Origin of the sequence: Neobacillus sp. OS1-32 (assembly GCF_030915425.1) — a bacterium.
Taxonomy (GTDB): domain Bacteria; phylum Bacillota; class Bacilli; order Bacillales; family Cytobacillaceae; genus Neobacillus; species Neobacillus paridis.
Window position 1 is genome coordinate 3,649,189 of sequence record NZ_CP133263.1, and the last position, 25,606, is coordinate 3,674,794.

19 protein-coding genes are annotated in these 25,606 nt (G+C 44.1%); 10 read left to right on the plus strand and 9 right to left on the minus strand.

Going from position 1 to position 25,606, the window contains the following annotated elements:
• Positions 1-57 precede the first annotated feature (57 nt).
• The 3 genes from RCG24_RS18115 to RCG24_RS18125 all read right to left on the minus strand — a co-directional run bounded on the left by RCG24_RS18115 (position 58) and on the right by RCG24_RS18125 (position 5,234).
• Entirely contained in the window at positions 58-2,631 is a 2,574-nt protein-coding gene (locus tag RCG24_RS18115; RefSeq protein WP_308077647.1) for a DEAD/DEAH box helicase, read from the minus strand.
• Positions 2,564-3,166: a hypothetical protein gene (locus tag RCG24_RS18120; RefSeq protein ID WP_308077648.1), complete on the minus strand. Its 603-nt coding sequence runs from the start codon at positions 3,164-3,166 to the stop codon at positions 2,564-2,566. Before RCG24_RS18120 ends, RCG24_RS18115 begins: the two co-directional genes overlap by 68 nt.
• Positions 3,167-3,614: 448 nt before the next feature.
• Positions 3,615-5,234 carry an SWIM zinc finger family protein gene (locus RCG24_RS18125; protein ID WP_308077649.1) on the minus strand — a complete coding sequence of 540 codons (1,620 nt, stop codon included), beginning with the start codon at positions 5,232-5,234 and terminating at the stop codon, positions 3,615-3,617.
• Between the two features lie 123 nt (positions 5,235-5,357).
• On the opposite strand from RCG24_RS18125, the gene RCG24_RS18130 reads away from it, so the two are divergent.
• The 5 genes from RCG24_RS18130 (at position 5,358) to RCG24_RS18150 (ending at position 9,100) form a co-directional block, all read left to right on the plus strand.
• Complete coding sequence (locus tag RCG24_RS18130) at positions 5,358-5,504, plus strand: hypothetical protein (RefSeq protein WP_308077650.1); 147 nt, start codon at positions 5,358-5,360, stop codon at positions 5,502-5,504.
• A 343-nt stretch (positions 5,505-5,847) separates the two neighbouring features.
• The gene (nikR, locus tag RCG24_RS18135; RefSeq protein WP_202653041.1) at positions 5,848-6,270 is read left to right on the plus strand and encodes a nickel-responsive transcriptional regulator NikR; all 423 of its coding nucleotides are present in this window, start codon (positions 5,848-5,850) and stop codon (positions 6,268-6,270) included.
• Positions 6,271-6,521: 251 nt separating this feature from the next.
• Complete coding sequence (cbiM, locus tag RCG24_RS18140) at positions 6,522-7,526, plus strand: cobalt transporter CbiM (RefSeq protein WP_308077651.1); 1,005 nt, start codon at positions 6,522-6,524, stop codon at positions 7,524-7,526.
• Positions 7,527-7,540: 14 nt separating this feature from the next.
• Positions 7,541-8,335 (plus strand): energy-coupling factor transporter transmembrane component T family protein, encoded by a 795-nt coding sequence (locus RCG24_RS18145; protein ID WP_308077652.1) that lies wholly within the window; start codon positions 7,541-7,543, stop codon positions 8,333-8,335.
• 3 nt (positions 8,336-8,338) lie between these two features.
• A complete protein-coding gene (locus tag RCG24_RS18150; protein ID WP_308077653.1) occupies positions 8,339-9,100 on the plus strand; it encodes an energy-coupling factor ABC transporter ATP-binding protein in 762 nt (253 codons plus the stop codon).
• Positions 9,101-9,269: 169 nt separating this feature from the next.
• Here the strand turns inward: RCG24_RS18150 and RCG24_RS18155 are convergent, their stop codons facing one another.
• On the minus strand, positions 9,270-10,556 hold the full coding sequence (locus tag RCG24_RS18155) for a C40 family peptidase (protein ID WP_308077654.1): 1,287 nt from the start codon (positions 10,554-10,556) through the stop codon (positions 9,270-9,272).
• Positions 10,557-10,824: 268 nt separating this feature from the next.
• Between RCG24_RS18155 and RCG24_RS18160 the strand changes: the two genes are divergently transcribed.
• The 3 genes from RCG24_RS18160 to RCG24_RS18170 all read left to right on the plus strand — a co-directional run bounded on the left by RCG24_RS18160 (position 10,825) and on the right by RCG24_RS18170 (position 12,304).
• Positions 10,825-10,980, plus strand: coding sequence for a YwzD family small protein (locus tag RCG24_RS18160; protein WP_308077655.1), 156 nt, complete (start codon positions 10,825-10,827; stop codon positions 10,978-10,980).
• A gap of 226 nt (positions 10,981-11,206) precedes the next feature.
• Entirely contained in the window at positions 11,207-11,719 is a 513-nt protein-coding gene (locus RCG24_RS18165) for a hypothetical protein (RefSeq protein WP_308077656.1), read from the plus strand.
• 120 nt (positions 11,720-11,839) lie between these two features.
• Positions 11,840-12,304, plus strand: coding sequence for a DUF8821 family protein (locus RCG24_RS18170; protein ID WP_308077657.1), 465 nt, complete (start codon positions 11,840-11,842; stop codon positions 12,302-12,304).
• Positions 12,305-12,721: 417 nt separating this feature from the next.
• On the opposite strand, the gene RCG24_RS18175 is transcribed toward RCG24_RS18170, so the two are convergent.
• Positions 12,722-13,651 (minus strand): LysR family transcriptional regulator, encoded by a 930-nt coding sequence (locus tag RCG24_RS18175; RefSeq protein ID WP_308077658.1) that lies wholly within the window; start codon positions 13,649-13,651, stop codon positions 12,722-12,724.
• A gap of 187 nt (positions 13,652-13,838) precedes the next feature.
• Between RCG24_RS18175 and RCG24_RS18180 the strand changes: the two genes are divergently transcribed.
• Positions 13,839-14,573, plus strand: coding sequence for a sulfite exporter TauE/SafE family protein (locus tag RCG24_RS18180; RefSeq protein ID WP_308079209.1), 735 nt, complete (start codon positions 13,839-13,841; stop codon positions 14,571-14,573).
• Positions 14,574-15,317: 744 nt separating this feature from the next.
• Here RCG24_RS18180 and RCG24_RS18185 read toward each other — a convergent pair.
• The 3 genes from RCG24_RS18185 to RCG24_RS18195 all read right to left on the minus strand — a co-directional run bounded on the left by RCG24_RS18185 (position 15,318) and on the right by RCG24_RS18195 (position 20,826).
• The gene (locus RCG24_RS18185) at positions 15,318-17,231 is read right to left on the minus strand and encodes an oxidoreductase (RefSeq protein WP_308077659.1); all 1,914 of its coding nucleotides are present in this window, start codon (positions 17,229-17,231) and stop codon (positions 15,318-15,320) included.
• Positions 17,232-17,850: 619 nt separating this feature from the next.
• Positions 17,851-19,986: an endonuclease MutS2 gene (locus RCG24_RS18190; RefSeq protein WP_308077660.1), complete on the minus strand. Its 2,136-nt coding sequence runs from the start codon at positions 19,984-19,986 to the stop codon at positions 17,851-17,853.
• Positions 19,987-20,190: 204 nt separating this feature from the next.
• Entirely contained in the window at positions 20,191-20,826 is a 636-nt protein-coding gene (locus RCG24_RS18195; RefSeq protein ID WP_202653077.1) for a class I SAM-dependent methyltransferase, read from the minus strand.
• Between the two features lie 352 nt (positions 20,827-21,178).
• Between RCG24_RS18195 and RCG24_RS18200 the strand changes: the two genes are divergently transcribed.
• Entirely contained in the window at positions 21,179-22,738 is a 1,560-nt protein-coding gene (locus RCG24_RS18200) for an acetate--CoA ligase (RefSeq protein WP_308077661.1), read from the plus strand.
• 738 nt (positions 22,739-23,476) lie between these two features.
• On the opposite strand, the gene RCG24_RS18205 is transcribed toward RCG24_RS18200, so the two are convergent.
• On the minus strand, positions 23,477-25,480 hold the full coding sequence (locus RCG24_RS18205; protein ID WP_308077662.1) for an oxidoreductase: 2,004 nt from the start codon (positions 25,478-25,480) through the stop codon (positions 23,477-23,479).
• Positions 25,481-25,606: the final 126 nt, after the last annotated feature.

Below are 25,606 nucleotides of genomic sequence, written 5' to 3' on the forward strand. Positions count from 1 at the left end.
AAGGTGCCTAGCACTACCATGTGAATTTTCCCCGGTAGTGCCTGGCATAAACATCCGTTATCCCAAATACACCAAATCTTTCAGCTCCTCCGTTGACAGCTCGGTGATCCAGTTTTCACTCTGGATAATTTGATCATTGAGAAATTGCTTTTTCTCGAGCATGGCGTCTATTTTTTCCTCAAGTGTGCCAGTGCAGATGAGCTTATGGACATGAACAAAGCGTGATTGGCCGATGCGATAGGCGCGGTCGGTCGCCTGGTTTTCAACCGCCGGATTCCACCAGCGGTCATAGTGAATCACATGGTTCGCAGCTGTCAGGTTCAACCCGGTCCCCCCGGCTTTCAACGACAGCAAAAATACCGGAAATTCCCCGTTCTGGAATTGTTCAATCATCATATCCCGCTGCGACTTGGCCACACTGCCATTCAAAAATGGTACATTAACGGCAAATTTCTTCTTCAATACACTCCTGATCATTTCGCCCATCTCGAGGTACTGGGTAAAAATGAGACAGCTTTCGCCCTGCTCCAACACCGCCTCGATCAGCTCCACAAGCTTCTCCAACTTATTCGAGCGCTCTTGCAGCTGCAGTTCGCGAGCTGCCGAATCTTCCTTCAAATACAGAGCCGGGTGATTGCACAACTGTTTCAAACGGCTCAGCATTTGTAAAATTAGCCCCTTGCGCTCAAACCCGGACAGCTGTTCAAGCTGCGCAAACGAATCATGAATCAGCTGCTCATATAGCGATGCCTGCTCTGCTGTCAGCGGGCAGTATTCCTTTTGCTCCAGCTTATCCGGCAGATTGAGGGCTACTTCTTCATCCTTTTTCGTGCGGCGTAGCAGGAAGGGACGAATCAGTGCTTGCAGCTGCTGAATTTTATCTTTATTTTCTTCTTTTTCAATAGGAATAATAAACTTTTTCTGAAACTGTCTAAGGCTGCCAAGATAGCCGTGATTGATAAAATCAAAAATCGACCACAACTCGGACAGGCGGTTCTCCATCGGTGTCCCTGTTAAAGCGATATGATGGCGGCCACGCAGCCTGCGAACGGCCCGGGATTGCTTCGTACCGGCATTCTTGATGTTCTGCGCCTCGTCAATCGCAATCGTTCCCCAGAAGATGGACTCAAACTCCTCAGAATCGAGATGGCTCAGGCCATAGGAAGTCAGTACCACATCGACATTCCGTACCATTTTGGAAAATTCCTGACCTTTCAGACGGTTCGGTCCATAGTGTAAATAAACCTGCAACTCCGGCGCAAACCGCTCCAGCTCCTTCTGCCAGTTCCCCAAGACCGAAGTCGGACAAATTATCAACGCTGCCTTCGCCACAGCTTTCTCTGGAGGAGGAGCAATGTCCTTTTTCTTCCTATTTTTCTTGGCGTCAGGCACCCTATCCACACCAGGAATGTCGCTGCCAAAGTTGGTGTCAGACACCCAAACCGTATCGTCACCTTGGACGGTATCAGCCACCATGCCTGCCTTATCACCATCTTCGGCAACACTTTCGATCCCCAACTGTCCACCTGGGGTGGAATTGTGTCTTTTTGTGGTGTCAGGCACCACGTTTAATGTCGCAGGATCCTTATCCAAAGGATCGTTCGCCTCCTTGACTTTGAGCAAGTAGGAAATCAGCTGGATGGTTTTTCCGAGGCCCATGTCGTCGGCGAGGCAGGCGCCGAATCCGTATTGCCGTAAAAACCAGAGCCAGCTCATGCCCAGCTGCTGGTACGGCCGTAACTCCCCCTGGAGCCCACTCGGCACTTCGATCATCGGGATTTCCAGAACCTCCGATAATTGCTTCATCATCTGCTTCCACTGCCGGTTCAACTCAATTTGAATCTTGGCAAACGCCTTTGGATTTTCCAATTCCTCCTCGGCCTCAGCCGCTTCAACCAGCTCCTGCTCCAGTAAATCACGGATATGCAAGCCTTCCTTCTCAGCCCGTTTCACCAAATCCTGAATTTGCCGAATAAATTGCGGGTCTAGCTTCACCCAGCGCCCGCGGATATAGACTAATCGCCGTTTTTCCTCGACCAGCTGGTTAAACTCCTCCTCGGACAAATCGACGCCGTTCATCGAGAACCGCCAGTTGAAATCAAGCATCGCATCGAGCCCGACAAACGAAGGGCGGTGGCTCGATGTCCCTTTCAGCGCCGCTTTCACCCGCAAATTGGCATTTTTCATCGCCTGCCACCAGGAGGGGAGAAGAATTTCCACATCAAGTGCCAGCAGCGTTTCACTTACCTCTGTTAAAAATAACCACGCTTCCTCCTCGGTTAGCCGGGATTTCAAGGCTCCAGCTTCTTCTTCACCAAGCCACGGGATCAGCCGTACCCAGCGGCGCTGTTCGCGGTCAACACGGTCGAGATGCGGCCGCCACTTTACCGGAATCCGCTTCACATCTTCGGCATCAAAGAGCTGATCAGGATTCTTTTTTCCACGTAAAAAAATATCCAGCGTCCAATCTCCTTCACCTTCAAGCGGCTCATCAAGCCGCAAGCCAATCGTAAAGGGGGCGTCGCTTTTTTTCACGCCGACCCATTCTAGCCAGGACTCCTCATCAAAGTAGCGCGCCAGCTCGCCGCCGGAGATATTTTGTTTTTTTAATAACGCTAAGCTTGGGTCCAAACAGTTCTTTCATTTTTGTATTTCGCGTTAAATACGTATTAAGCGCCACGTTAAACAAATCGGAGATGTACTGGCGCGCATCTCTGCCTGTGCCGGCAACTTCCTGCTGCCAAAAGGAGGAGGCAAATTCCTTTTTGACCCGTTCTGGAAGCTTCCAGCGGAAATCACCGTCGGCTTCGCCCCAGACGGAAAAGTCCGGCAGCCAGTCCTTCCCAAGTATCCCCTCATAAACGGAGAGAGCGGCGGCCAGACAAATCTCAGATTCCTCATTCCAATCCCACTCAACAAAGCGATTAAATGACTCTTTGGCAAACAGCGAAACAAGCTGCCAGCCGTTCAAAGTCACACCATCGATGTTTCCTGCCGACGTTTCCTCAAGCGCCGTTCCGTAAAAACTTTCCGCATGGGTGCTAAAGACGAGATCCTTCCAGACAAAAGGTGGAAGAAAACGCCCATGCTCATCCTGAGCGCTAATCAGAAAACGCCCATCCTCTAATGTTGTTGTCGATAATTTCAAAAATCTCGTTCTCAGCATAAGACAAATGCCCCTTTATATCTCCCGAGTGGTGTCAGGCACCACTTAAAAAATCCATATTCTTTTATTATACCCAAAAATAGCGGTAAGGGGAGGGGGAAGGCAGAAGGTTTTACGGTATCCCCATGATGTGTGATTAGAAAGAGGGGGCACTCCGCAAAATGGCGAGATGCTTGGCGTCAATTGGGGAGTGTGAAACGCCAGTTGGAGGTTGAGAAACACCAATTAACGAGGAGAAACGCCAATTAGAGGTTGCTAATCGCCAATTGGAGGGTGCGAAACGCCAATTGGGGGTTGCAATCCGCCAGTTGGAGAGTGCAAAATGCCAATTGGGATGCGGATCCGCAAATAAACGCACCCCATGCGCAAGTATGCACGCCCCATCCTCAAGTAACACCGCGCCTGATGATCTGCGTAGCTTGTTACCCGGATACAATAACCCAACCAATTAACTAATCAACTTCCCGCGCGCACACTCCTCATGAAATGCCCGCAGTCGCTTCGTCCGCTCCAGCAGCCCTTCGAGAAAATACTCCCAATCGTCAACCCGCTTCAGCTTTTTATACAGCGTCCGCAATTTTTTCAAATGCCGCACCGCCATCCGGTAGCTTGCCCGGTTTTTCTGATCAATCTCCTGCTGGGCCGATTGATGCAGCATCCCCAATAGCACCTCCGGCTGCTCCTTCTCGATAACCTTCACGCGATCCCGCGGTAAATCCTGATACTCCATCCCAACCAGCGCCTGCAGTTCACCCCAGCGCTCATACATCCTGCGCTCAAACAAAAAATACTCATACTCCGCATAACTATAAGGCAAACTGCACTGCATCGCTCGCTCATACACATCCATCCGGCCGTTCTCCGACACATATGGCGAAATCACCCGCAGCACCGTCCGCACAACCCCGGCCCGGCCTTGAAAGCCGCCAACAAACACTTCCGAATCCAGGTACCCCTTCAATTTATGCAAAAACAAATCAATATACCGGCCAGCCCGCTTCCACACCTTCAAACCCGACAAATACTCAATCCAATACACCATATAGGGGACAGCCACTTCATCCTCAATCCAATCAAGTGACTTAAGCGCCTTCTCATCCTCGCCGAGCAGCACATTCAAATGAATCCCGGCCAGCACCAACGGCAGTGGGTTCTCCTCGTCCGTAACCGTCCGCAGCCGCGCCAGCACCCGTTCAAGCTCCGCCTCCCGCCAAGCCGTCTTGCGAAACAGCCCGCTCCACAGCTCCCGGTACAGCTCAACCCGATGGTGCACCAAGCCCGGCACCACCGCCAGCAGCGCAAACACCTCATCCTTCAAGCCAACTATAAACTCATCAAAATCAAACGGCAGCGTCTGCATCCCGATTTTTTCAATCAAATCCTCAGCTTCCTCGACCAACGACTCAAACAAATGGCCATAAGAACGATGCACCGCATCCTCACCATGCCCCATCTGCTCACTAAGCACCGCTAGTTTGCGAAACGACACCACCGTCGCCACCAGCTCATACAGCAGCCGCCACTCCGCCTCTAATGGCGCACTCGCCTGCAGCCGTCGCCGATAAATTCCAAACAACTCTGGCACAACAAACGGGTTCGTGTACTTCTTCGTCGCCAAAAGCGCATCAAAGCTCTTCTCAAACGAATCCACCCAGCGCCCATAATCCGGCTTCAGCAGCCCGTTCGCCTTCACCAAATCCTTCGCTTTCTGCAGTCCCCAGGCGACAACCGATTTCTTCTCGCGTATAGGCTCGCGCCACTCCGTCACCCAATCGCCGACACTGCCGACCTGTGCATACGCAGCAAAAAACACCGCCAGCTGATGCCGACACAGTTCATCGGCCGGACATGAACACTCACTCAGTCCCAAAAACTGCGGATCTAGGAGCACTTTCACCGCCGCCACATCCTGCACCGTCGCCTGTATACCCGACTCCGCCACCTGCAGCTGCGATACCATCCCCTGCCGGTACAACATCAAACCCTTCTGCACCAGCCGCGCATCCTCTGGCGCATTCGGATTCAACAACTCCCGCAACTCATCTGCAAGCTCCTGAACAAACTCCATCCCTACACGACCTTTCACCGAAAACTCCATATTTTTATATTATACCCAAAACCCAGACCAATGAGGAACCCCAACCCCCTTTGGAAAAATGAACACAGCGAAGCACGCCTGAGTCTGTGACCGTTGATGGAAACGGTGGGGCCCGCCGGACTAGTGGAGGGAGCGGCGGCGGAACCAAGTGAAAGTGTCTTTCATAAGCAGGATTTACTGTTTACCCGTCATTTTTCTGGATTTGCCCGTCAAAATTGGAACTTTACCCGCCGGTTTTAATCTTTTAACCGATAAAATTAGAACATTACCCGTAATTTTGATCAATACCCGTTAAAATTAGAACTTTCCCTGTCAATTTTGATCAATACCCATTGGTTTTGATCTTTTACCCGTCAATTTTCAAAGTTTACCCGCCAACTCTTTTAATCAACCTATTTGTTTCACCTCCCTTATACATTATGAAACAAGTCAAAAACGAATGGAAAACGCCAAAAATGTTTTTACACGATTGTAGCTGATGTTTCGGTGAAGGATGATACAAAGTTATTCCTAATTGTTTCATCATGTTTTTTATCTTATAGTTGTTGCAAGAGAACAATCAGGATTTTAGGAGTTGAAGAAAATGAAGGATTCTACCCTCACTCGTTTTGGCGTGTCCATGGATAAGAAACTATTAACGGAGTTTGACCAGTTAATTGCAAATAAAGGTTACTCCAATCGGTCGGAGGCTGTCAGAGATTTGGTTAGGGATGCCCTATTGGCAGAAGATTGGAAAGACCCGGAGCAATATGTTGCAGGTTCCATTTTATTGTTTTATGACCACGGTCATAAAGGGTTATTAGAACAGATGACAGAGATTCAACATGATTATCATCATGAAATATTGGCAACAACCCACTTTCATTTAGATAAACACAGTTGTTTAGAATTAATCATTGTCAAAGGAAAAGCCGGCACACTGCAAACGCTGAGTGATCAACTGGTATCGATGAAAGGAGTACAGTACGGTAAATTTACCGTAGCACCCGTAAATGAAATAGACTAAAGCCACCCCGGGTCAGGGCTGGTCGAGGTCAAAAAGAACCAATGCTCTCGTGCGTTCGTGTTCAAGAAGTACCGTAGCACCCGTCAGTGAAATAGACAAAAAGTTCATTTGATTGTCATACTTTCCTTCGTGTTACGGATTTATAAATTTGTGTTACTTGATATAATGGACTAAGATTCACCATTCCAACAGGAATTTAAAGGACTCGGCTGACAATGCCCGTTACATCCATTTGGCAGGGAGGAGAAACTATGCATATTCCAGACAATTATCTCAGTCCATCTACTTGTATGGTGATGGGGGCGGCAATGCTCCCAGTATGGACAGTTGCCGTAAGTAAAGTGAAAACGGAAGCAACAAAGGCTAAATTACCGATGATTGGTATTGGGGCGGCGTTTTCCTTTCTACTTATGATGTTCAATATTCCTCTTCCCGGTGGAACAACCGGCCATGCCATCGGAGGAACGTTATTAGCCATCCTGTTAGGCCCATATGCCGCCTGTATTGCTATAACCGTAACGCTATTTATTCAAGCCTTACTGTTCGGCGATGGGGGCATCCTGTCGTTTGCGGCAAATAGCTTTAATATGGCTTTTATTGCTCCTTTCCTTGGCTATTTTATCTATAAATTTATCAAAGATCGTGCTAAAACAGCAAAGGGTGAATACCTAGGAATCATCGTGGGATCATATGTCGGCCTGAACATGGCGGCACTGGCGACAGCGATCGAGTTTGGCATCCAGCCGCTCCTTTTCACAAATGCAGAAGGACTGCCGCTGTACAGCCCTTATCCATTATCGGTATCGATCCCGGCGATGATGATTCCCCACCTTTTAGTTGCGGGTGTGGTCGAAGCCCTTTTTACCGTTGCTATCTACAGCTTTATAAAAAAAGTCTCGCCGGACACCATCTTTGAAGGGACAAAACATAAAATTCACCCAATCTATGGATTGCTGGTTACTCTCATTTGTCTGACACCACTCGGTCTGCTTGCTTCGGGCACCGCCTGGGGAGAATGGGGAGCGGCCGAAATTAAACATGTCGTTTCTGGTGGCAAGCAATTGGGCTTTACTCCTGCGGGAATGAAGAATGGCTTCAGTTTTAACGCCATCTTGCCCGATTACTCGGTGACAGGACTGCCGGAAATAGCAGGATATCTCTTATCAGCCGTTGCCGGAGTTGCCATCATGATGATTATTTTTAAAATCATTAGCAGCTTTCATAAAAAAAATTCAAGAGAGATTCCTAAATCATAAGGAGCATCAAGGACATGCCTGACTGGTTAGTAAAAAATGAACCGTACAGTCCTTCACCAGACAAGGATCAGTTTATCAACAAAAGCATCCTGTCGATCCTGAGGATTCTGTCGAAGCTAAAGTCCCAAAGTGGCTATCAAATGGATAAATTTCAGGTAAATGCAGCTCTTAAGGTGGCATTTACTTTTTTACTTGTGATCCTTCTGTCACTATCAACTAGTTATACATTTATCTTGGTTGTCGATGTATACCTACTGGTCGTTCTGAGCCTTATGGAAGGAAAAGAAATTGTAAAAATTCTTAGTGTGAGCTTGGCGATGGCCATTTTTACATTCATGATTCTGTTGCCAAATGTCGTTTTAGGGAACAGCTATACGAGCATGATGATTACTTTGAAGGTGCTTTCAACATTAATAGCGGTAAATATACTTTCTCATTCCACCAGATGGCATTCAATTACAAGTGCCTTGAGAAGGTTTGGCGTCCCGAATATTTTTATTCTCGTCCTGGATATCACGATCAAATATATTTCGATGCTCGGGGATTTTTCCTTGAATATGCTTTATTCTTTAAAGCTGCGGTCAGTAGGCAGAAATAACAACAAATATGCCTCGATGGCCGGAATTTCGGGAACGATGTTTATCAAGTCAAAGGAAATGGCCGAGGACATGTATACTGCTATGGAATGTAGAGGATTCACCGGTGAATACACCGTTCACAATAAATGGAAATGGTCGATGGCGGACTTGCTTTACATTTTGAAAACCGTCGCCATCATCACAGCGTTTTTATATTGGGGAAGGATATAACACATGATCGATTTAAAAGAGGTTTCCTATTCATACGAAGGTACGATAGCATTGAAAAATATCAATCTCCATATTGAGAAGGGAGAAGCTGTCGCCTTATTGGGCGCAAACGGCACCGGTAAATCAACGCTGCTGAAATTGTTGAATGGGCTGTTGTCTCCCAATCAGGGTGTTTACCGATTCAATCATCAGGAGATTACGCCAAAAAAACTGAAGGATCCCATATTTTCCAAGAAGTTTCACCAAAAAATCGGTTTCGTGTTTCAAAATTCTGATACACAGCTGTTTTGCCCTGATGTCTATGATGAGATCGCCTTTGGCCCCAGACAAATGGGGATGAATGAGAGCGAAGTGGCCCAAAGAGTAAACGATTGTCTTGATTTACTGGGGATTCAAAGCTTTAAGCACAGACAGCCTTATCATTTGTCCGGCGGCGAGAAACGCAAAGTGGCCATTGCCTGTGTGCTGGCATTAAATCCGGAAGTTCTCGTCCTGGATGAACCCATGAACGGATTAGATCCGAGAACGCAAAGATGGCTGGTTGATTTTCTGGCCTCTTTAAATCAAGCGGGGAAGACCGTAATTACCTCAACGCATAATCTTGATTTAGTTCAAGAACTTTCAAAAAGAGCGATATTGTTTGATGAAAACCATGGAATTGCTGCCGACTTACCAACCGAAACCTTACTTGAAAAAATTGACCTGCTCAAAAGAGTGAATCTTGTCGACGAAAACTATCCATTTCATTCAATTAAATATAGCTAAGCAAAAGTCAGCAGTCCGTGCTGACTTTTCAGTTGCAATTATCCCAAACCCTTTGGAGAGATCCCAAAGAGGGTCAAGAAAGTTCAAAAACCATCAAAAAGTTGAAATCTCTCAATAAAATAGAAATCCAGTCCTGACATCAAAAACAGGACTGGATTTTTTTACAGCTTTAATAAAACCTTTTGAATCCATCAAAATGTTGCTTGAAATAGCTGTCTGTTAAACTAGAAATTTGCACACCATTGATTTTTGAACCGTCATTGGCGTGGATAAATAAATTACTGCCGAGATAGATGCCCACATGGGAAATGCCTTTTTTATAGGTATTTTCAAAGAAGACAAGATCTCCGGATTTTGGCTGGTCAACATAGTAGCTGCGGCTGTAGTATCCTGCGGCGGAAGTACGGCCGATGGAAATACCGGCTTTGTTGGTCACATAATAAATGAACCCGCTGCAGTCGAAACCGTCAAGCGTAGTGCCGCCCCAGACGTAAGGAACGCCCATTAAGCTTTTGGCAACCGAAACAAGCTTAGCAGCAAAGTTAGCATCATAACCTGTATCCGATACCGCCGGTTTGGCTGGGGCGGTGTTCTCCGGTTTGGATGCGTAGACTTGACTAGGCACCTTCAACTTTTGTCCGACATAGATTATATCGGATGTGAGTTTATTCAATGATTTCAAGTTCCCGATAGTTGTGTCAAACTGGTTGGCAATTTTGCCAAGGAAGTCGCCACTTTTAACAATATAAGTAGTCGTAGCTGTCGTTTGACCACCGTTTGCAGTGGCCGGTTTTGTTGCCGCTGGTTTGGCTGCGGCCGGCTTCTTTGTACTTTGAGCCTGTTCCTTGACCACTTTGGCCGGAACTTTCAGCTTCTGCCCGACACGGATTAGGTCGGACTTAAGTTTATTGAGTGATTTTAAATGGTTCACGGTCGTGTTGTATTTTTTAGCAATTTTTTCTAAATAATCGCCGCTTTTAACGGTATAAGTAGTTGTCGACACGGAGGCAGCCGGTTTCGCCGCGGTTGTTGTCTTTGACTTAGCAGCTGACGTCTTCAGCGTCGCTGTAGACCCATCCGAAACCTTCAACACCTGGCCAACATAAATAATCGAGCTGTCCAGCTTGTTCCACTGCTTGAGTTCGCCAACGGTAACATGGAATCGGTTGGCAATTTTGATAAGGGCATCCCCTTTGACCACTTTGTAGGTAGTTGGTGTGGATGCTTTAGTATTTTTGGCAGTAGTGGAAACTTGGAGGGTTTGGTTAATGTGGATGAGATCTGACTTTAAGCCGTTCAGTTTTTTCAGTTGAGCGACACTCGTTTTATATTTGCTGGCAATTTCCGATAACGTATCGCCTTTTTTAACTTTGTATGTATCAGCGTGTGCCGTCCCCGCGTAAATGATGGAAAACAATGCGGCTGTGGACAATGTCCGAACGATCGTTTTCTTCACTAGACAAATCACCTCTATTTCCCCTATTTTTCTCTCATTTTACCATAGTTTGATAGTATTTTGGGGAGAAATAAAAAAAAGGTGTTATTTTCCGGGAAATTTTGTGGAATTGCGGTGGTATTTTGCCCTTGAAAAGCCTTGAAAAAGAAAGGTTTGAGCGCAGTTTGTCATGTTTCGAAGAGATTCAACATTTTTAGCTGGAAATAGATTTACAAATTTACAACTTTATTGTAATATGTGTAATTATAATAGTTTAGGAGGATTCGTATTGGAGAAGGAGGATTCGAAAAAAAACCCGGATATTGCTGCTTTTTCCGAAATTGTGAAAAAGGCATATGATAAAGGAAGAAACGAGACAGAACTCACCCTCGAACAATTAATGGAAGATTTGAAAGCCGATCTGCGAAATTTGTTGATTGGCTAATTAATAAATAAACGAAAAAGGTCGTCGACAACACATATCGACGGCTTTTATTTTTAATGCAAATATTTAGAAGAGGTTCACCTTGGTCGCAGGAATAATCTCCTAAACGGGAAGGATACGTATATAAAGATCTATCCTTTATATTTTCAGTATTGAAAAGATATATCCTGAATTTTATTGGAAATAATATACCTAGTGGATTGAAAAGAAGGGGGTTATGAAAATCATGAAGTATTCCAAGCCTTTGTTGCTATTGATAATGATACTTCCTTGGTTCACCATTCCATTGTTCGGTGAACGGCCTTTTAAACGTTTTTTGCCTTCAGGGGTATTCATCTCTTTACTGGTGAGAATTGTTAATATAATCGCTAAAAAGCGAAAATGGTGGTGGTGGTATGAAACCATCCACCCAAAATTATCGGGGGTCTTTCCTTTTATGTTAGGGCCGTTCTTAGTTGGTTCGCTGTGGATATTAAAATGGACTTACGGGAAATTTTTCCGATTTATGATGTTGAATTTTCTTTTTGATTCATTTTTTACATATATTGTAGTGCCTTACTTAACAAAATTTGGAATAGTGTCTTTGGTACGAATGAAAAAAATTCAATTAATGTATGTTTTTACAGTTCTATCCTTGCTTTTATATATTTTTCAATGGTTGAAAGAAAATATCAATCGTTTACTCATTAGGTTCCAAACCATCAAACGATTTACACTAAGGGAAGATCCTAAAGTATGAGTTTTCTTTTTTTTGATCATATATTATATTAGATTGTACCCGAACGAAAACGGATTAGTTTTTGCAGAAATGTGGCTTCTTGTTGTTTGAAATAAAGAGATAAAAGGAGGAGGAATGGAATTGTCCTATATCGTTGATTTTAAAAATGTCTCTACGGTTGGTTTAGAGTCTTCACCTGTGGCAGAAGCGCTTGCTGGTTTACGGGCTAATGAAGCCCGTTACTTTATGAACAAATACAAGCATGAATTTACGGTTGTACCAGCGAGCGAGTCCGGCGAGATCCTTGATTATGTGAACCGAATTTTGAAGGAAGAACGGGAGATTGAATTTGCCGCCAAACCTCTAGAAACGTCGCGTTTTCAAGTGGAAAATATCAAATGGACCTACGTCTTTTATGAGGATGGTCTCTCGGTCAACGTCATGTATACGGTGGACAACCCTAAGAAGCGGGCCGTTGGCTTCAAGCTTTCTGAGGGGATGGAGGTACCAAGGGAGTTGGAAGGGAAGTTTAAGTTTGCCAGGCAGAAGTCAAAACTAGCCGGAACGATTCGGGGATCGTTTTTTGTCATTAAAGGAGAATATTAGGCAAAGTACAAGCGGAAATATTAACGGTATTAAACTGCATCTCAATTGTTTATGCTTTTCGGCAAGAAGACTCCATCTGATTTGTTGAACATAATCTTGATGTCATTAGACAAGCAGATTACATCGTAGAACTTGGTCCTAATGGCGGTGAACAAGGAGGAAATATCGTATTTAGCGGAGACATCATTGATTTTATTCAGGCGGACACTAAGACGTCAATATACTTGTAGGTAAAAAGTACCTGTCACCACCGGCTACTATAGGGGAGTGACAGGCCGCCTATTAAAACAGTTCATTTTGCTTTGACCTTTAAGTCGTCCAGTTAAGGCCGATTATTGTTACTAGACGGCCCCCTTGTCATTGACATAACCAATTAGCCGCATTCTTTTTGGAAAAATCGGCTTGAAACCGTTCAAACTAAATAAATTGACCCGAAATGGCAGTTTGTACTTCAAGACTACTTTTCACATAATCAATAAATCTAAGTACATTTACGGTAAATTCCTTATCTCTTTTACGGCTGCAAAGATAGACAGGCCGTCTTACTTCAATTCCTTTAACAATCACTCTCCCTATTTCCCCCCGATTCAAATAGTCCTTGACTGCTAGTGATGGAGCCAGCATAGTACCATATCCGGCAACGACCGAACGAATGGATTCGTTGAGACCGTGATATTGCAAGCCAATATGGGGGATAGGGACACTCTGAATTTTGCATAATAAAAATAAGATTTCCCGCGTAGAACTACCTTTTTCTCTCAATAAAAACGGTTCCTTCATCAATTCTCCTAATGAAACTTCATGACCATCGTATTTATGACCATGGGGCACAATAAACCAATAATCAATATCCATTAAGTGATCAAGGTGAATATCAGGATGATTCCACTCCTCCTTCACGACGAAAGCAATATCAGACTTGTAGTGAAGTAGGTTTTCTAATACTTGATGGGAATTGCCGCTATACAGGTTGACTTTAACTGAGGAGTAATCCATTTTGAATTTTGCCAGCCAGACAGGTAATAAAAAATTGGCTGGTAAATAGGTAGAGGCTATTCGCAGTTCTTGCATTTCGCCATTCTTTAGCTGTAGAAGCTTATTTTCAATATCCTTTTCTATGTCAAATAGGCCTTCCGCATGTCCAACCAAAAACTCTCCTTCTTTAGTAAGCTTAATCCCTCTACCTTCTGTTTCTATTAGTTTTAGTCCGGTTTCCTTTTCCAAATTTCTGATTTGAACGGTTACTGCAGGCTGGCTGATTGAAAGGGCTTCGGCCGCTTTCGTCACACTTTTTAATTCAGCCACTTTCATAAAAATGCGCAACGCATGAAGATTCATAATCGCCATCCTTTCATAAAAATAATTTATGAATTTGCTAAAAACATATATTAGAATTATCAATAATTATTATATATTCTTTTCTTATCAATAGACGATTAAAAAGGAGAACATGATGAAAAAACAAGTAATTTTATTTCTTTTACTGGGCATAGCACTGTTCATCACAAGTACTTCACCCTTAAACCATCAGCTTATGATCCTATTTTTTATCGGAATCGTTTCTTCTTTTGTCGGGACATTAGCTGGTGGTGCCGGGCTGATTACAATTCCGGCGATGATGTTAACGGGCATTTCCATTCAAACGAGCATTGCGACCAATAAATTTTCCTCGGGAATTGCTGCTTTTTCAAGTATATTCTATCTGATCCACATGAAGCAGTTAAGGATTAAGACAATCATACAAAACTTATTTGTAGCATTTTTAGGAGGGGTTGGAGGGGCTTTAATTACGACACGTCTCGCTGAAAAAACAATGAATACAATTGCATTTATTCTCCTTTTTTTGGCCTTAGTGGTTACCATTAAAAATAAAGGATGGATTAAGGCGGCTCAAGGTGGTCAAAATGAAGCTGCTAAAAATAGATGGACATCTTTGATTCTCTTTTCTATCGCGGCTTATGATGGGGGATTCGGCCCCGGCTCGTCCACATTTAGTATTTTGTATTACATGAAAAATCAACAAACTTATTTAAAAGCTGTTCAACTTACAAGAGTTTTAATTTTTGGCAGCTGCACGGGCGCCTTTATCATTTTTTATCAAACTGGATTCCTTCAATGGCCCTACGCCATCGCAATGGCTTTCGGCTCCATTATCGGTTCCCAAATAGGCCTGTTTGTTGTCCCTAAGGTCCCATTGAAACTAGCGAGGTCATTATTAATCACCATTATGTGCTTTTTGATTACCCAGATGGTTTATAAAATAATTTAATGTGTTGACCGGGCCATGAGCGGTTCACTGGGGATTTTCCTGCAAAAAAGTGTTGATAGAAGGGTGTAATGAGGACTTCGCTGGGGTTCTTCCGCAATAAAGTGTTCGTTGAATCGTGCCATGGACACTTTGCTAAGGCTCTTCCCTAAGAAAGTGTTCATTGGATAGCACCATGAGCACATAGCAGAGGCTTTTCCCCAGGAAAGTGTCCATAGGAAGTGGCTATGAGCACATAGCTGGAGCTCTTCCCTAAGAAAGTGTTCATTGAACCGCTCCATGAACACTTCTGTATGGCTTTTCCCCAAAAAAGTGTTCATTGAGTCGGGCCAAAAGTAAATTCAATTAAGCACTGATGATAAAATAGTCTTGTCTACCGGTAATATGGAATAAATGACCTGATTTATTCTGTTATTTCTCGTTATTGTTCTTTTTTTCATCATCAAACACCATATCTTATTATACATGAAATAAAGATTTGCATTAATTGGTTGCAACACCGTGTTAGAACCACTCGAATTATATCAAAGAAGCCTGTTTTTTTTACTTGCAGTTGGACCTGTTAGGATGGACAGGCTGTCAATTACGTTTTCCATTTTTTTAATTCGGATTGCAGCTGAGCATTCTGAGGGAGGTTGGATTCTTTTTTCTATATTTTTTAAGGAAGGGGGAGAAGATCATGGAAACAGAAAGGTCCAACTTTCTGTCTAGGACGGACTAGAAAATTGACCCTGCCTGATTCTGTTATTAGATGCTGCGAGCGATGTGGAAACCTTGGTGTACAGCGGTTAGAATTTTATCTGGACGAACTGCATCACCAATTTTGTCAACATCTACTTTGCCGTTTAATTGATCATATAACTCATCATTGGCAACAAAGCCCGAAGCAATCACATAGGTATCAGCCGTTAGAGATTTTTGCTCACCATCTTTGATGTACTCAATTGCTTCATTGGATAGATTGGTTACCTTTGCATTTGCAATAGTGGAAACTCCTCTATCTTTTAAAAGCTGTCTAAGGGCTTGATCGTTATTTAAACAATGTTGAGCAGTCACCAAGATGTTATCCAGCATTTCAATGATCGTGACATTTTCTGCTTTTTCAGCACAATGGGCTGCTACTTCACAGCCAACTAAGCCGCCGCCGATGACCACGACATTTTTTCCAAATGACTTTTTATTGGTCAAGACATCATTCGCTAAGACAACCTTATCCGTTTCGTCAATGCCATTGATCGGCGGGATTAAAGCGCGAGAGCCTGTCCCAAGAATGACTTTATCGAAATAGCCTGCCAGCACTTCGTCAGCGGTTGCTTCTTTCATTAATTTAACTTTCACATTGCTGCGGTACAATTTGCCGGTTATATATTCTACATAGTTAGCAACGTCTTTTTTAAATGAAGGTCCGCCAGCGGCTAACAATGTTCCGCCCAATGTATTGGTTTTTTCCCACAGTTCGACGTCGAGTCCTCTTTCAGCTGCCACAATGGCGGCTTCCATACCGCCTGGTCCTGCACCAATAACAAGCACACGTTTTCTTTCCTTTGCCGGTGTTACCTGATAATAATCTTCACTAAAGCAAAGTGGATTGACAGAGCAGTGAATGAATTTCCCTGAAAACCCGGCAAAGAGACATTCGTTGCAGCCAATACATGGGACAATGTCATAGGTTTCATTCCGTTTTACTTTGTTAACCCATTGAGGATCGGCTAAAGATTGGTGGCCTAAGCCAATGAAATCGGCTTTTCCCCCTTGGAGGCACTTCTCAGCCAAGCCTGGATTTCCCAGCTTACCTTGGGACATGACAGGGACGTTGACATGTTTTCTCACTTCACCAGCGATATCAATTTGGGTTGGTGCTTCTTGGTAAACCGTATTGATGGCTTTGTACCATGCTTCATAGCAGCCTACGTCAATGTGAAGGGCGTCTACCCCGGCTGCTTCAAGCATTTTTGCCATCGCAATACCTTCAGGAAGCTCACGGCCTCCTTCGACACCATGGTAAGGTGTGAATTTTACTAAAATCGGGAAGTTTGGCCCACAGTTTTTTCTGATCTCAGCAATGATTTCAAGGGTAAATCTCATTCTGCCTTGTAAATCACCGCCATATTCATCGGTACGCTTATTCCACATGGTTGATTGGAATTGATCGATTAGGTATCCGCCATAGGCATGAAGTTCGACGGCATCTGCGCCAGCTGCCTTTGCCTTGGCTGCGCCTTGGCCCATTTTTTGGACAATGCCCTGAATTTGCTCAACTGAATAGGCCTTACAGGTTACATCAGGGAACCAGAAGCACTGATTTTCACTTGCGGAGAAAGGAGTACCACCCCGTGTTGGCAACTGCATTCTTCCTAGTCCAGGCGTGATTTGCACGCATAGTTTGGCGCCGTTGTTGTGAATCCGTTCGGCCAGGAAGCTGAGTTGTTCAAAAGAGCGAGGAGTATCTAGCACGTTACATGCTTTTGCTTCATATTCAAGAGTGACTTGGTTTGCACCGGTGATGATTAAACCTGTTCCGCCTTTGGCTCGTTCTTCATAATAGCGAATGGCACGGTCTGAAAAAGCACCATCAGGCTCGGTGGCTGTTCCCATTGGCGCCATAAAAACGCGGTTTCTTAATTCCATCTTTCCAATGTAGCCTTTTTCTAATAGTTTCATCTGGTTCCCTCCTGTTTTCTTGTGAATAATTGAGCATGATGGAATAGCTTTAATCAATTGCTTAATTATTCAGGCTATTTTTTATGTAAACATTCTACACATTTAAATTCTATCAGAGGCAAGGACAGATGCAATGTTGTGAAGACAAGCTTCACAAAGAATTCTTAACAATATTTTTATAGTATAAAATCATTGTGAAACGGCCGAATACTTCTAATTCTTTACTCTCTAGTCAATTATTAAAATCGTGTTATTTAAAGAGGAGGATAACTGCAAACTAAATGAAAAAACCGTTGTAAAAGGTTACCTTGATAACAAGGCTGCTTTGCCAGTATTAGAGAGTAGTTAAAAGGACATCTTTAATGGATGTCCTTTATTAAGCTAAATATCAACAATACTATTTAATGAAGCCTTTTTTAATTAGAACTAAGGATGCGTGGACACAAGAGCCGTCTAAATAAATTAATCGGTGCTTTTACAGGCAACATTCTAATCTTCATAATAGAAATCTACACTTACCTACCCAAATTGTGACAATATCTACACTTTTTCAAAAAGTAACTTCACAAAACGATCAGATTTCATCAATTTTCCTTTTTCAGGAACCACTCTCCAAGCTTCATTCCTCATACTCGATTATGATGTTCTCATCATGCCGTTTGGAAAGGACTTTGCTCTTTTTGCGATATTCTTTTGTTTTAAAAATGATGTCGAAGTTATAGTCGTTTGGGTATAGCTCGGAAGCGGCGATATAGAGACTTAACCGTTTGTGGTTGATCAACAGCTTTTCTCCTTTCACCTGAACAACATAATTCCCCTGTGGGTCGGGGCCGGTGTAGACAATACCGAACTCGTTTGAGGGTGAAATTTTTACGTTATCCCCTTGACGATAATGCGGCACTTTCTTCTCAGGCTCGACCGCTGGCTTTTGCCTGTCTTTGTACTTGTTTACGATTACCTGTTTCTCCATGTCCCGGCGTTTCCAGGCTTCCGTCGCTTCCGCTTGATACTGCTTCACTTCTTTATAGGTGATGGCATGAGCTCTTTCGATGATTTTCGGGTGCATGCCGAGCTTAAGCGCAATTGCGAACGCCTGACTCTCGCCGCCGCGGCCAATGATTAACCTGTAGGTCGGGCTCAAAGTGGTTAAATCAAACTCCATCGATCCGTTTAAAAAGCCCTCATGTGTTTCGGCGAATTCCTTAATCTCACTGTAGTGTGTCGTCGCAAAGATCACAGCTCCTTTTTCAAAAAGCATCTCCAAAATAGCGGTTGCGAGTCCCATTCCTTCACCGGGATCCGTTCCTGAGCCGAGTTCATCCAGCAGCACCAACGTCCGGCTGTTCGTTTCTTTTAAAATCTCGATGATATTGACGATTCTTGAACTAAACGTGCTTAAATTATCGGCAATGCTTTGCCCGTCGCCAATATCAACCAAGATTCGTTCGAAGAGGCTTAAGCTGCTTTCCGCTGAAGCTGGGATATGAAGACCGCATTGCACCATTAATGTTAACAGTCCGACCGTCTTGATTGTCACCGTTTTCCCTCCGGTATTCGGCCCGGTAATCACCAAAGCTCGCTGCTCGCCGTTCAGCTTAACTGTTAAGGGAACGGCTTTATCGCCTAAAAGGGGATGCCTTGCCGCAATCAATTCAATCGTACCGGATTCATTGATCCTAACGGTGGAACCGTCAATCGAACGGGAATACTTAGCCTTGGCAAACAAAAAATCATAATGAATCATGGTTTCCATTGCGAGGCGGAGCTGCGGCTCTTTGGCTTCCACTAATCCGGTTAAATAGCTCAGTACCTTTTCTACTTCAACCTCTTCATCGGCGATAAGCCAGGTTAATTGATCCGTGAAAACCGCGATTTCTTCCGGCTCAATAAACAGCGTTGCCCCCGAGGCGGACGTATCCAGTACGGTGCCTTTGATTTTGTTGCGGTATTCCTTTTTTATCGGAATGACATAGCGGCCATTCCGCTGGCTGACGACATTTTCTTGCAAGTAGGCCTTATACTTGTTGGAGCGGACCAGCTGCATTGTTTTTTCCTTAAGCCGCTCTTCTTGTATCGCTATTTGCTTTCTGATTTTTAGAAGCTCCTTGCTGGCATAATCATCGACCCGGCCATTGCGGATGCAGCGGCTGATTTCAGCTTCCAGCTCCGGCAATTCCTCGATCGCATCAATGTAGAGAGAGACCCGCGGCGCAATAAACGACTTATCCTTCATAAACCGGCGCATCTTGCCGCAGCAATCCAAAAAGTCATAAAGCTTCATGAACTGATCAGTCCTTAACGGCGCGCCTTTATTCAAATTTCCAAGCAGCTGCTCCATGCCATCGAGCCCATGGACCGGCACACTCGAGCTCTTTTTCAAAATTTCAACTGCCTCCGAAACCTCATCCAGCAGGGCTTCAATATTTCTTTTATTAAATGAAGGTGCAAGGTCGGCGATTTTCTTCTTACCTTCTTTTGTTAAGGCAAAATAGGCAATGGCGTCTTTAATTTGTTTGAATTCCAATGTCTCAAATGTGTTCTGGTTCATTTTGGTTTCCTCCCGAAAAATAAAATAGCCGCAATGAACAATGTCATTGCGGCTTACATACACGGGCAGCAGCGCCGCCCATGGTATCCCCATACTTCTTCCAATGAATCCAAAATAAAAACTGTCTACAAAAATGTACACAGCAGCATTGGAAAATAAAAAGTATGCCGATGTCGTGCCATTGTTCTTAACCTTATTCCCAACCATAGCCAAATAAGCCTTCTTCGCTCCTCAAAAAAACGAAAAGGCTGACCGGGAATGAATCTATCCAATTGATTGGATTAGTTAAGAACAACACCTAACATACAACATACTCCTTTATCAGGAAATATCTAATTCACCTATAGAATAGGCTGAATGGAGAAAATTGTCAAGGGACATTTCGGAAAAGGGCGGGACCGGCCTAGGCCATTATAATGATCGTTCTTTTTGACATTTTATCATTAAAAATTTAAATGGAGGTTTATTTTCCATATTCTTATGTGGCTCTACAATTTCTGAAATCTCTATCAGCCCATAGTTTCCAAATTCTTGTTTGATTGAATCAGAGTCATAAAAAAACATTTTTACCCCAGCCGGTGTCTCGAAATAATCTTTCCCCAGTTGTGTGCCCTTTCCAAACATGGGGGCTTCTTTTGAAATAGTCGTAAAAATCATATATCCGTTGGGCTTTAACTGATGATAGCAATCTTTAATAAACTTCTCTCTCTGATGTTTATTCAATAAGTGAATAAGTGCATAACAAAAGATCCCATCATAAAGCTTGTGATCAAAGGGCATATCGGTGACTGAACCATGAAAAATACTAATATCAAGCCCATTTTGCCTTGCTAATGCAATTGCTGTTTTTGAAATCTCAATACCTGTTACATTTATTCCGTTGTCAATAAAAACCTTCGCATTTCTACCATAACCAATACCAGGAATCAAGATATTCTTCACTTTCTTTTCCAGGAAAAAGTCCTTTGTCAAGATGGCAGAGTCTGAAGGTTCAAATCCCCACATCATTTGATTTTCGATAAAACTTGATTCCCAAAATTCTGTCATACCTCTGGTCTCCTTTACAAATTTTAAATCACTTTCATTAATTTTTGCTGCCGTTGTATAAGAAAGGCTGCATTACATTGAACCATAAAGTTTATTTTCCCTTTTCAAATAGTTTACGCTATTTGAACCAATACATCTAGTTACTGATATATTTCGTTGCAACACCATTAAACTATTTCCATCGGATGGAAAAAAATTCCTACATTATTGGAGTCAAATATTGCCGGGAGGTGAAACTTTAAAAAATTTTTAAAAGCTGATATTATTAGTAGGTGATAAAAGTAGAGTATAAGTAATTAGCAGTCTGTGTATTAAGTCTTTAAAAATTTTACATGAATGGGGATTGACACTAGTGAATTTGGATTCATTAATCGCACCGGAACACTTTAATGTCGCCAGTGAAATTACCAAACATACTTCGGACAAAGTGGCTTTAAGATGGGAGGATGAATCGGGGGAATCCCGGACAATTACGTATGATGCTTTGAATCGGCGGGCGAATCAGCTGGCCAATGGTTTTACCTCACTCGGGTTGAAAAAGGGTGACAAGTTGATTGTGATGACGACCCGCCTGATTGAGACGTATGTGATCTATCTTGCCAGCCTAAAGGCCGGACTTGTGATCAGCCCTGCTTCCGAATTGCTGCGGGCCAAGGATTTAGTCTACCGCCTCAATCATTCAGAGGCAAAAGCGGTAATTTGCTATGCTCCTTTTGTGAAGGAATTTGAAAAAATCCAGGAGGAGACGCCGTTTCTGAAATATCAGATTGCCTTTGGCGGAGAGGTTCCAAACTGGCTTTCCATGGCAGAACTGACAGACGGACAACCAGAAACTTTTCCTGATGCAGATACGTTGCGGGAGGATTCCGCGTTTCTAGCCTATACCTCAGGAACAACGGGTCAGCCAAAAGGGGTTATTCACACCCATGGCTGGGGCTATGCCCATATCCGCATTGCCGCGCAGTATTGGCTGAATATCGGGGAGAATGATCTTGTCTGGGCAACCGCTGCGCCCGGCTGGCAAAAATGGGTCTGGAGTCCGTTTTTATCAATTTTGGGTTCTGGGGCCACCGGCTTTGTCTATCATGGCCGTTTCCAGCCGCATAAATTTTTGCAGCTGCTGCAGGATCAAAAAATCAATGTCCTCTGTTGCACACCAACAGAATATCGAATGATGGCCAAATATGATGATCTTGGAACTTTTGATCTTTCGAAGCTGCACACGGCGGTATCCGCAGGTGAGGCGCTGAATCGGGAAGTCATCGATATTTTTAAAAAGGAATGCGGGATCCTCATTCGTGATGGTTACGGTCAGACGGAAAGCACGTTATTAATAGCTAATGTAAATAAGGACGAGTCGAAGCTGGGATCGATGGGTCAGCCGCTGCTGCCGGAATTTGTTGAAATCGTTGATGAAAATGGCCAGCCAGCGCCGCTCAAGCAGGTTGGAACGATCGCGATTCGCAGTGACTTCCCAGCGCTATTTAAACACTACTATAAAAATCCCGAAGCAACGGCTGCTGCTCATTGCGGTGATTATTTTCTAACCGGGGACCGTGCCTATAAAGATGGAGAAAACTATTTCTGGTACCAAGGCCGCAAAGACGATGTCATCATCAGCTCCGGCTATACGATTGGACCTGTTGAAGTCGAAGATGCATTAATGAAACATAAATCCATTAAAGAATGCGCCGTTGTGGCTGCGCCCGACCCAATTCGCGGCAATATCGTCAAAGCCTGCGTTGTCTTGAAAGATGGAATTTCTGGCACACCTGAGTTAACAAAAGAGCTGCAGTCATTTGTGAAAAATTTAACAGCTCCCTATAAATACCCGCGGCAGATTGAATACATGGACGCACTTCCCAAAACCGAATCAGGGAAAATCCGCCGCGTAGTCCTTCGCGGGAAGTAAGCAGAGCACCGCTGCTAAGTTAAAATTAAAGTGTTCATGGGATAGTCCAATGAACAGTTTTTTGGGAAAGGCCTCAGTGAAGTGTGCTCATGGGATGGTCAATGAACACTTTATTGTGGAAAAACCCCCGAAAAGTGCTCATGGTGCTGTTCAATGAACAGTTTTTTGGGGAAAGGCTTCAGTGAATTGCTCATGGGATGGTACAATGAACACTTTATTGTGGAAAAACCCCCGAAAAGTGCTCATGGTGCTGTTCAATGAACAGTTTTTTGGGGAAAGGTCCAAGTGAAGTGCTCATGGGATGGTCCAATGAACAGTTTTTTGGGAAAAGGCCTCAGTGAATTGCTCATGGGATGGTCCAATGAACACTTTATTGTGGAAAAACCCCCGAAAAGTGCTCATGGTGCTGTTCAATGAACAGTTTTTTGGGGAAAGGTCCAAGTGAAGTGCTCATGGGATGGTCCAATGAACACTTTATTGTGGAAAAACCCCCGAAAAGTGCTCATGGTGCTGTTCAATGAACAGTTTTTTGGGAAAAGGCCTCAGTGAAGTGCTCATGGGATGGTCCAATGAACACTTTATTGTGGAAAAACCTCCGAAAAGTGCTCATGTCTGTACTATTTTGGACTTTTTAAGAGGATAAAAAAAGAGGCTGTTCAAAAGCCATGGTGTCAGGCACCACGTGAACAGCCCCTGTTGCGCTTTTACTAAACCTTTGCTCCTTTTTAGGGCGTCTGATTATACAGAACGAGCTACTTCGTAAGCTTCCCAAATAGCTGCGCGGATATTACGGACTTTTTTGCTGTCGCCTAAACGATAAACATTTGTATATTCGTTCTTCAGTTCATCGTATAAAGGGCTGGTGGATTTATAGCCGACCGAGATGATCACTTGGTCTGCCGCGAGTTCCTTTTCTTCGCCGTCCACTACGACTTTCGCCCCGGCAGCGGTCACTTCAGCCAATTTGGCATTGGTGACAATCTCCACGTTATTGAAAGCTAATAAGTCACGCAGCATGAAGTCATTCATTGGCGGTAGCGGAATGCCAGACGTCAGTATATCATTCATCGCTTCGACAATCGTTACCTTTTTCCCTTTTTGTGCCAGATCCAGCGCCAGCTCGCAGCCGACTAAACCGCCGCCGACAACCACGCAGGTCTCGTCTACCTTGTTTGGATCGAGCAACACATCTTGAGCATAATAAACATAATTACTTTCAATACCAGGCAGATTCAATTTGATTGGCTGGGAACCTTCCGCTAAAAATAGATAATCTGGTTGTAACACTTCGATTATTGCTTTACCAGCTTTCGTATTGAGGTGGACATCGACCCCTAATTTCTTCAACTCGTATTCATACCACTTGATGAGTTCACGGTCGTCCTTTTTGAAATCGGGCATGCCTCCTGGAACGAGCTCGCCGCCCAAGCGATCTTTTGCTTCAAATAAGGAAACTTGATGTCCACGGATGGCGCTGACACGGGCTGCTTCCATCCCGGCAGGACCGCCGCCGACAACGACCACATTTTTCTGCTCTTTGGCCGGCTCGATACCGGTGAAGATTTCACGTCCGCATTCCGGATTGACGGCACATGAGCCGATTCCGCCTTCCAATAAACGGCCAAAGCAGCCATCATGGCAGCCCAGACATGGACGGATGTCATGCAGTTCTCCGGATTTTACTTTATTTACGTAGGCCGGATCTGCCAATAGAGGACGTCCTAAGCCAACGGCATCAATTTTTCCAGAATTTAAGGCTTCAACCGCCATATCCGGATCATCCATCCTGCCGGCGACCATCACTGGGATGTTGGCTACTTCTTTTAACTTTTCACTTAGGTGCAGGTAGACTCCTTTTTCAAAGTACATTGGTGGGTGGGCCCAGTACCAGGAATCGTAGGAACCAGCATCGGCATCAAAGGCATCATAACCGGCTTCTTGTAAAATTTTTGCAGCTTCCAATGCTTCGTCAATATCGCGGCCCAACTCCTTGAAGTCTTCACCTGGCAGACCGCCTTGGCGGAGTTCTTTTATGTAGCTTTTTATACTAAAGCGAAGAACGACTGGGAAATCTTCGCCGCATGCGGCTTTAATGCCTTTGACGATTTCGGTCGCAAAACGGAGACGGCCTTCGAGATTGCCGCCATATTTATCCGTGCGCTGATTAAATAAGGCCATTGTAAAGCAATCCAGGAGATAACCTTCATGGACGGCATGAACTTCGACGCCATCAAATCCTGAATTTTTGGCGATTACAGCCGATTCAATCATTTTTTGGATAATATGTTCGACTTCTTCGGTTGTGATTTCACGGCATTCGGCATTCGGGATCCAACGGTTAGTTGTTGGTGACGGTGCCACAAAGCCGCCATGAACAGCAGTCGGTAAGGCTGAGCGCCCGAGGCCGGCAGTGATTTGCATGAAAATTTTTGTATCATAGGTATGGACACGGTCCGTCAATTCACGGGCCCGTTTTTCATAGAATTCCGGTGATTTCGTAGGGCATGGAAAGAGGACGCCGGTATGCTGCTCGACATCATTTTCGACAAAGTGGGCCCCGGTAATAATCAGGCCGACTCCGCCCTTCGCTCGCTCCACATGGTATTGGATGCTCCGGTTTGTGTAGGCGCCATTTTCATCTACTTCCGACAAAGTTCCCATCGGCGCCATAAAGAACTTGTTTTTAATCTGGACCTTGCCAATTGTAAATGGCTCAAACAGGGGTTCATATTTTTTGTCCACATTGATCACGATCCTTATAGGTATTTTTTAAAAAATTGTGAACTACTGAACAAATTGTAAATCTTTATTTTCGGGAGAACAATGGGGGCACGAAAGTCTTAACAAAGTTTTCGAAATTGAACGCTT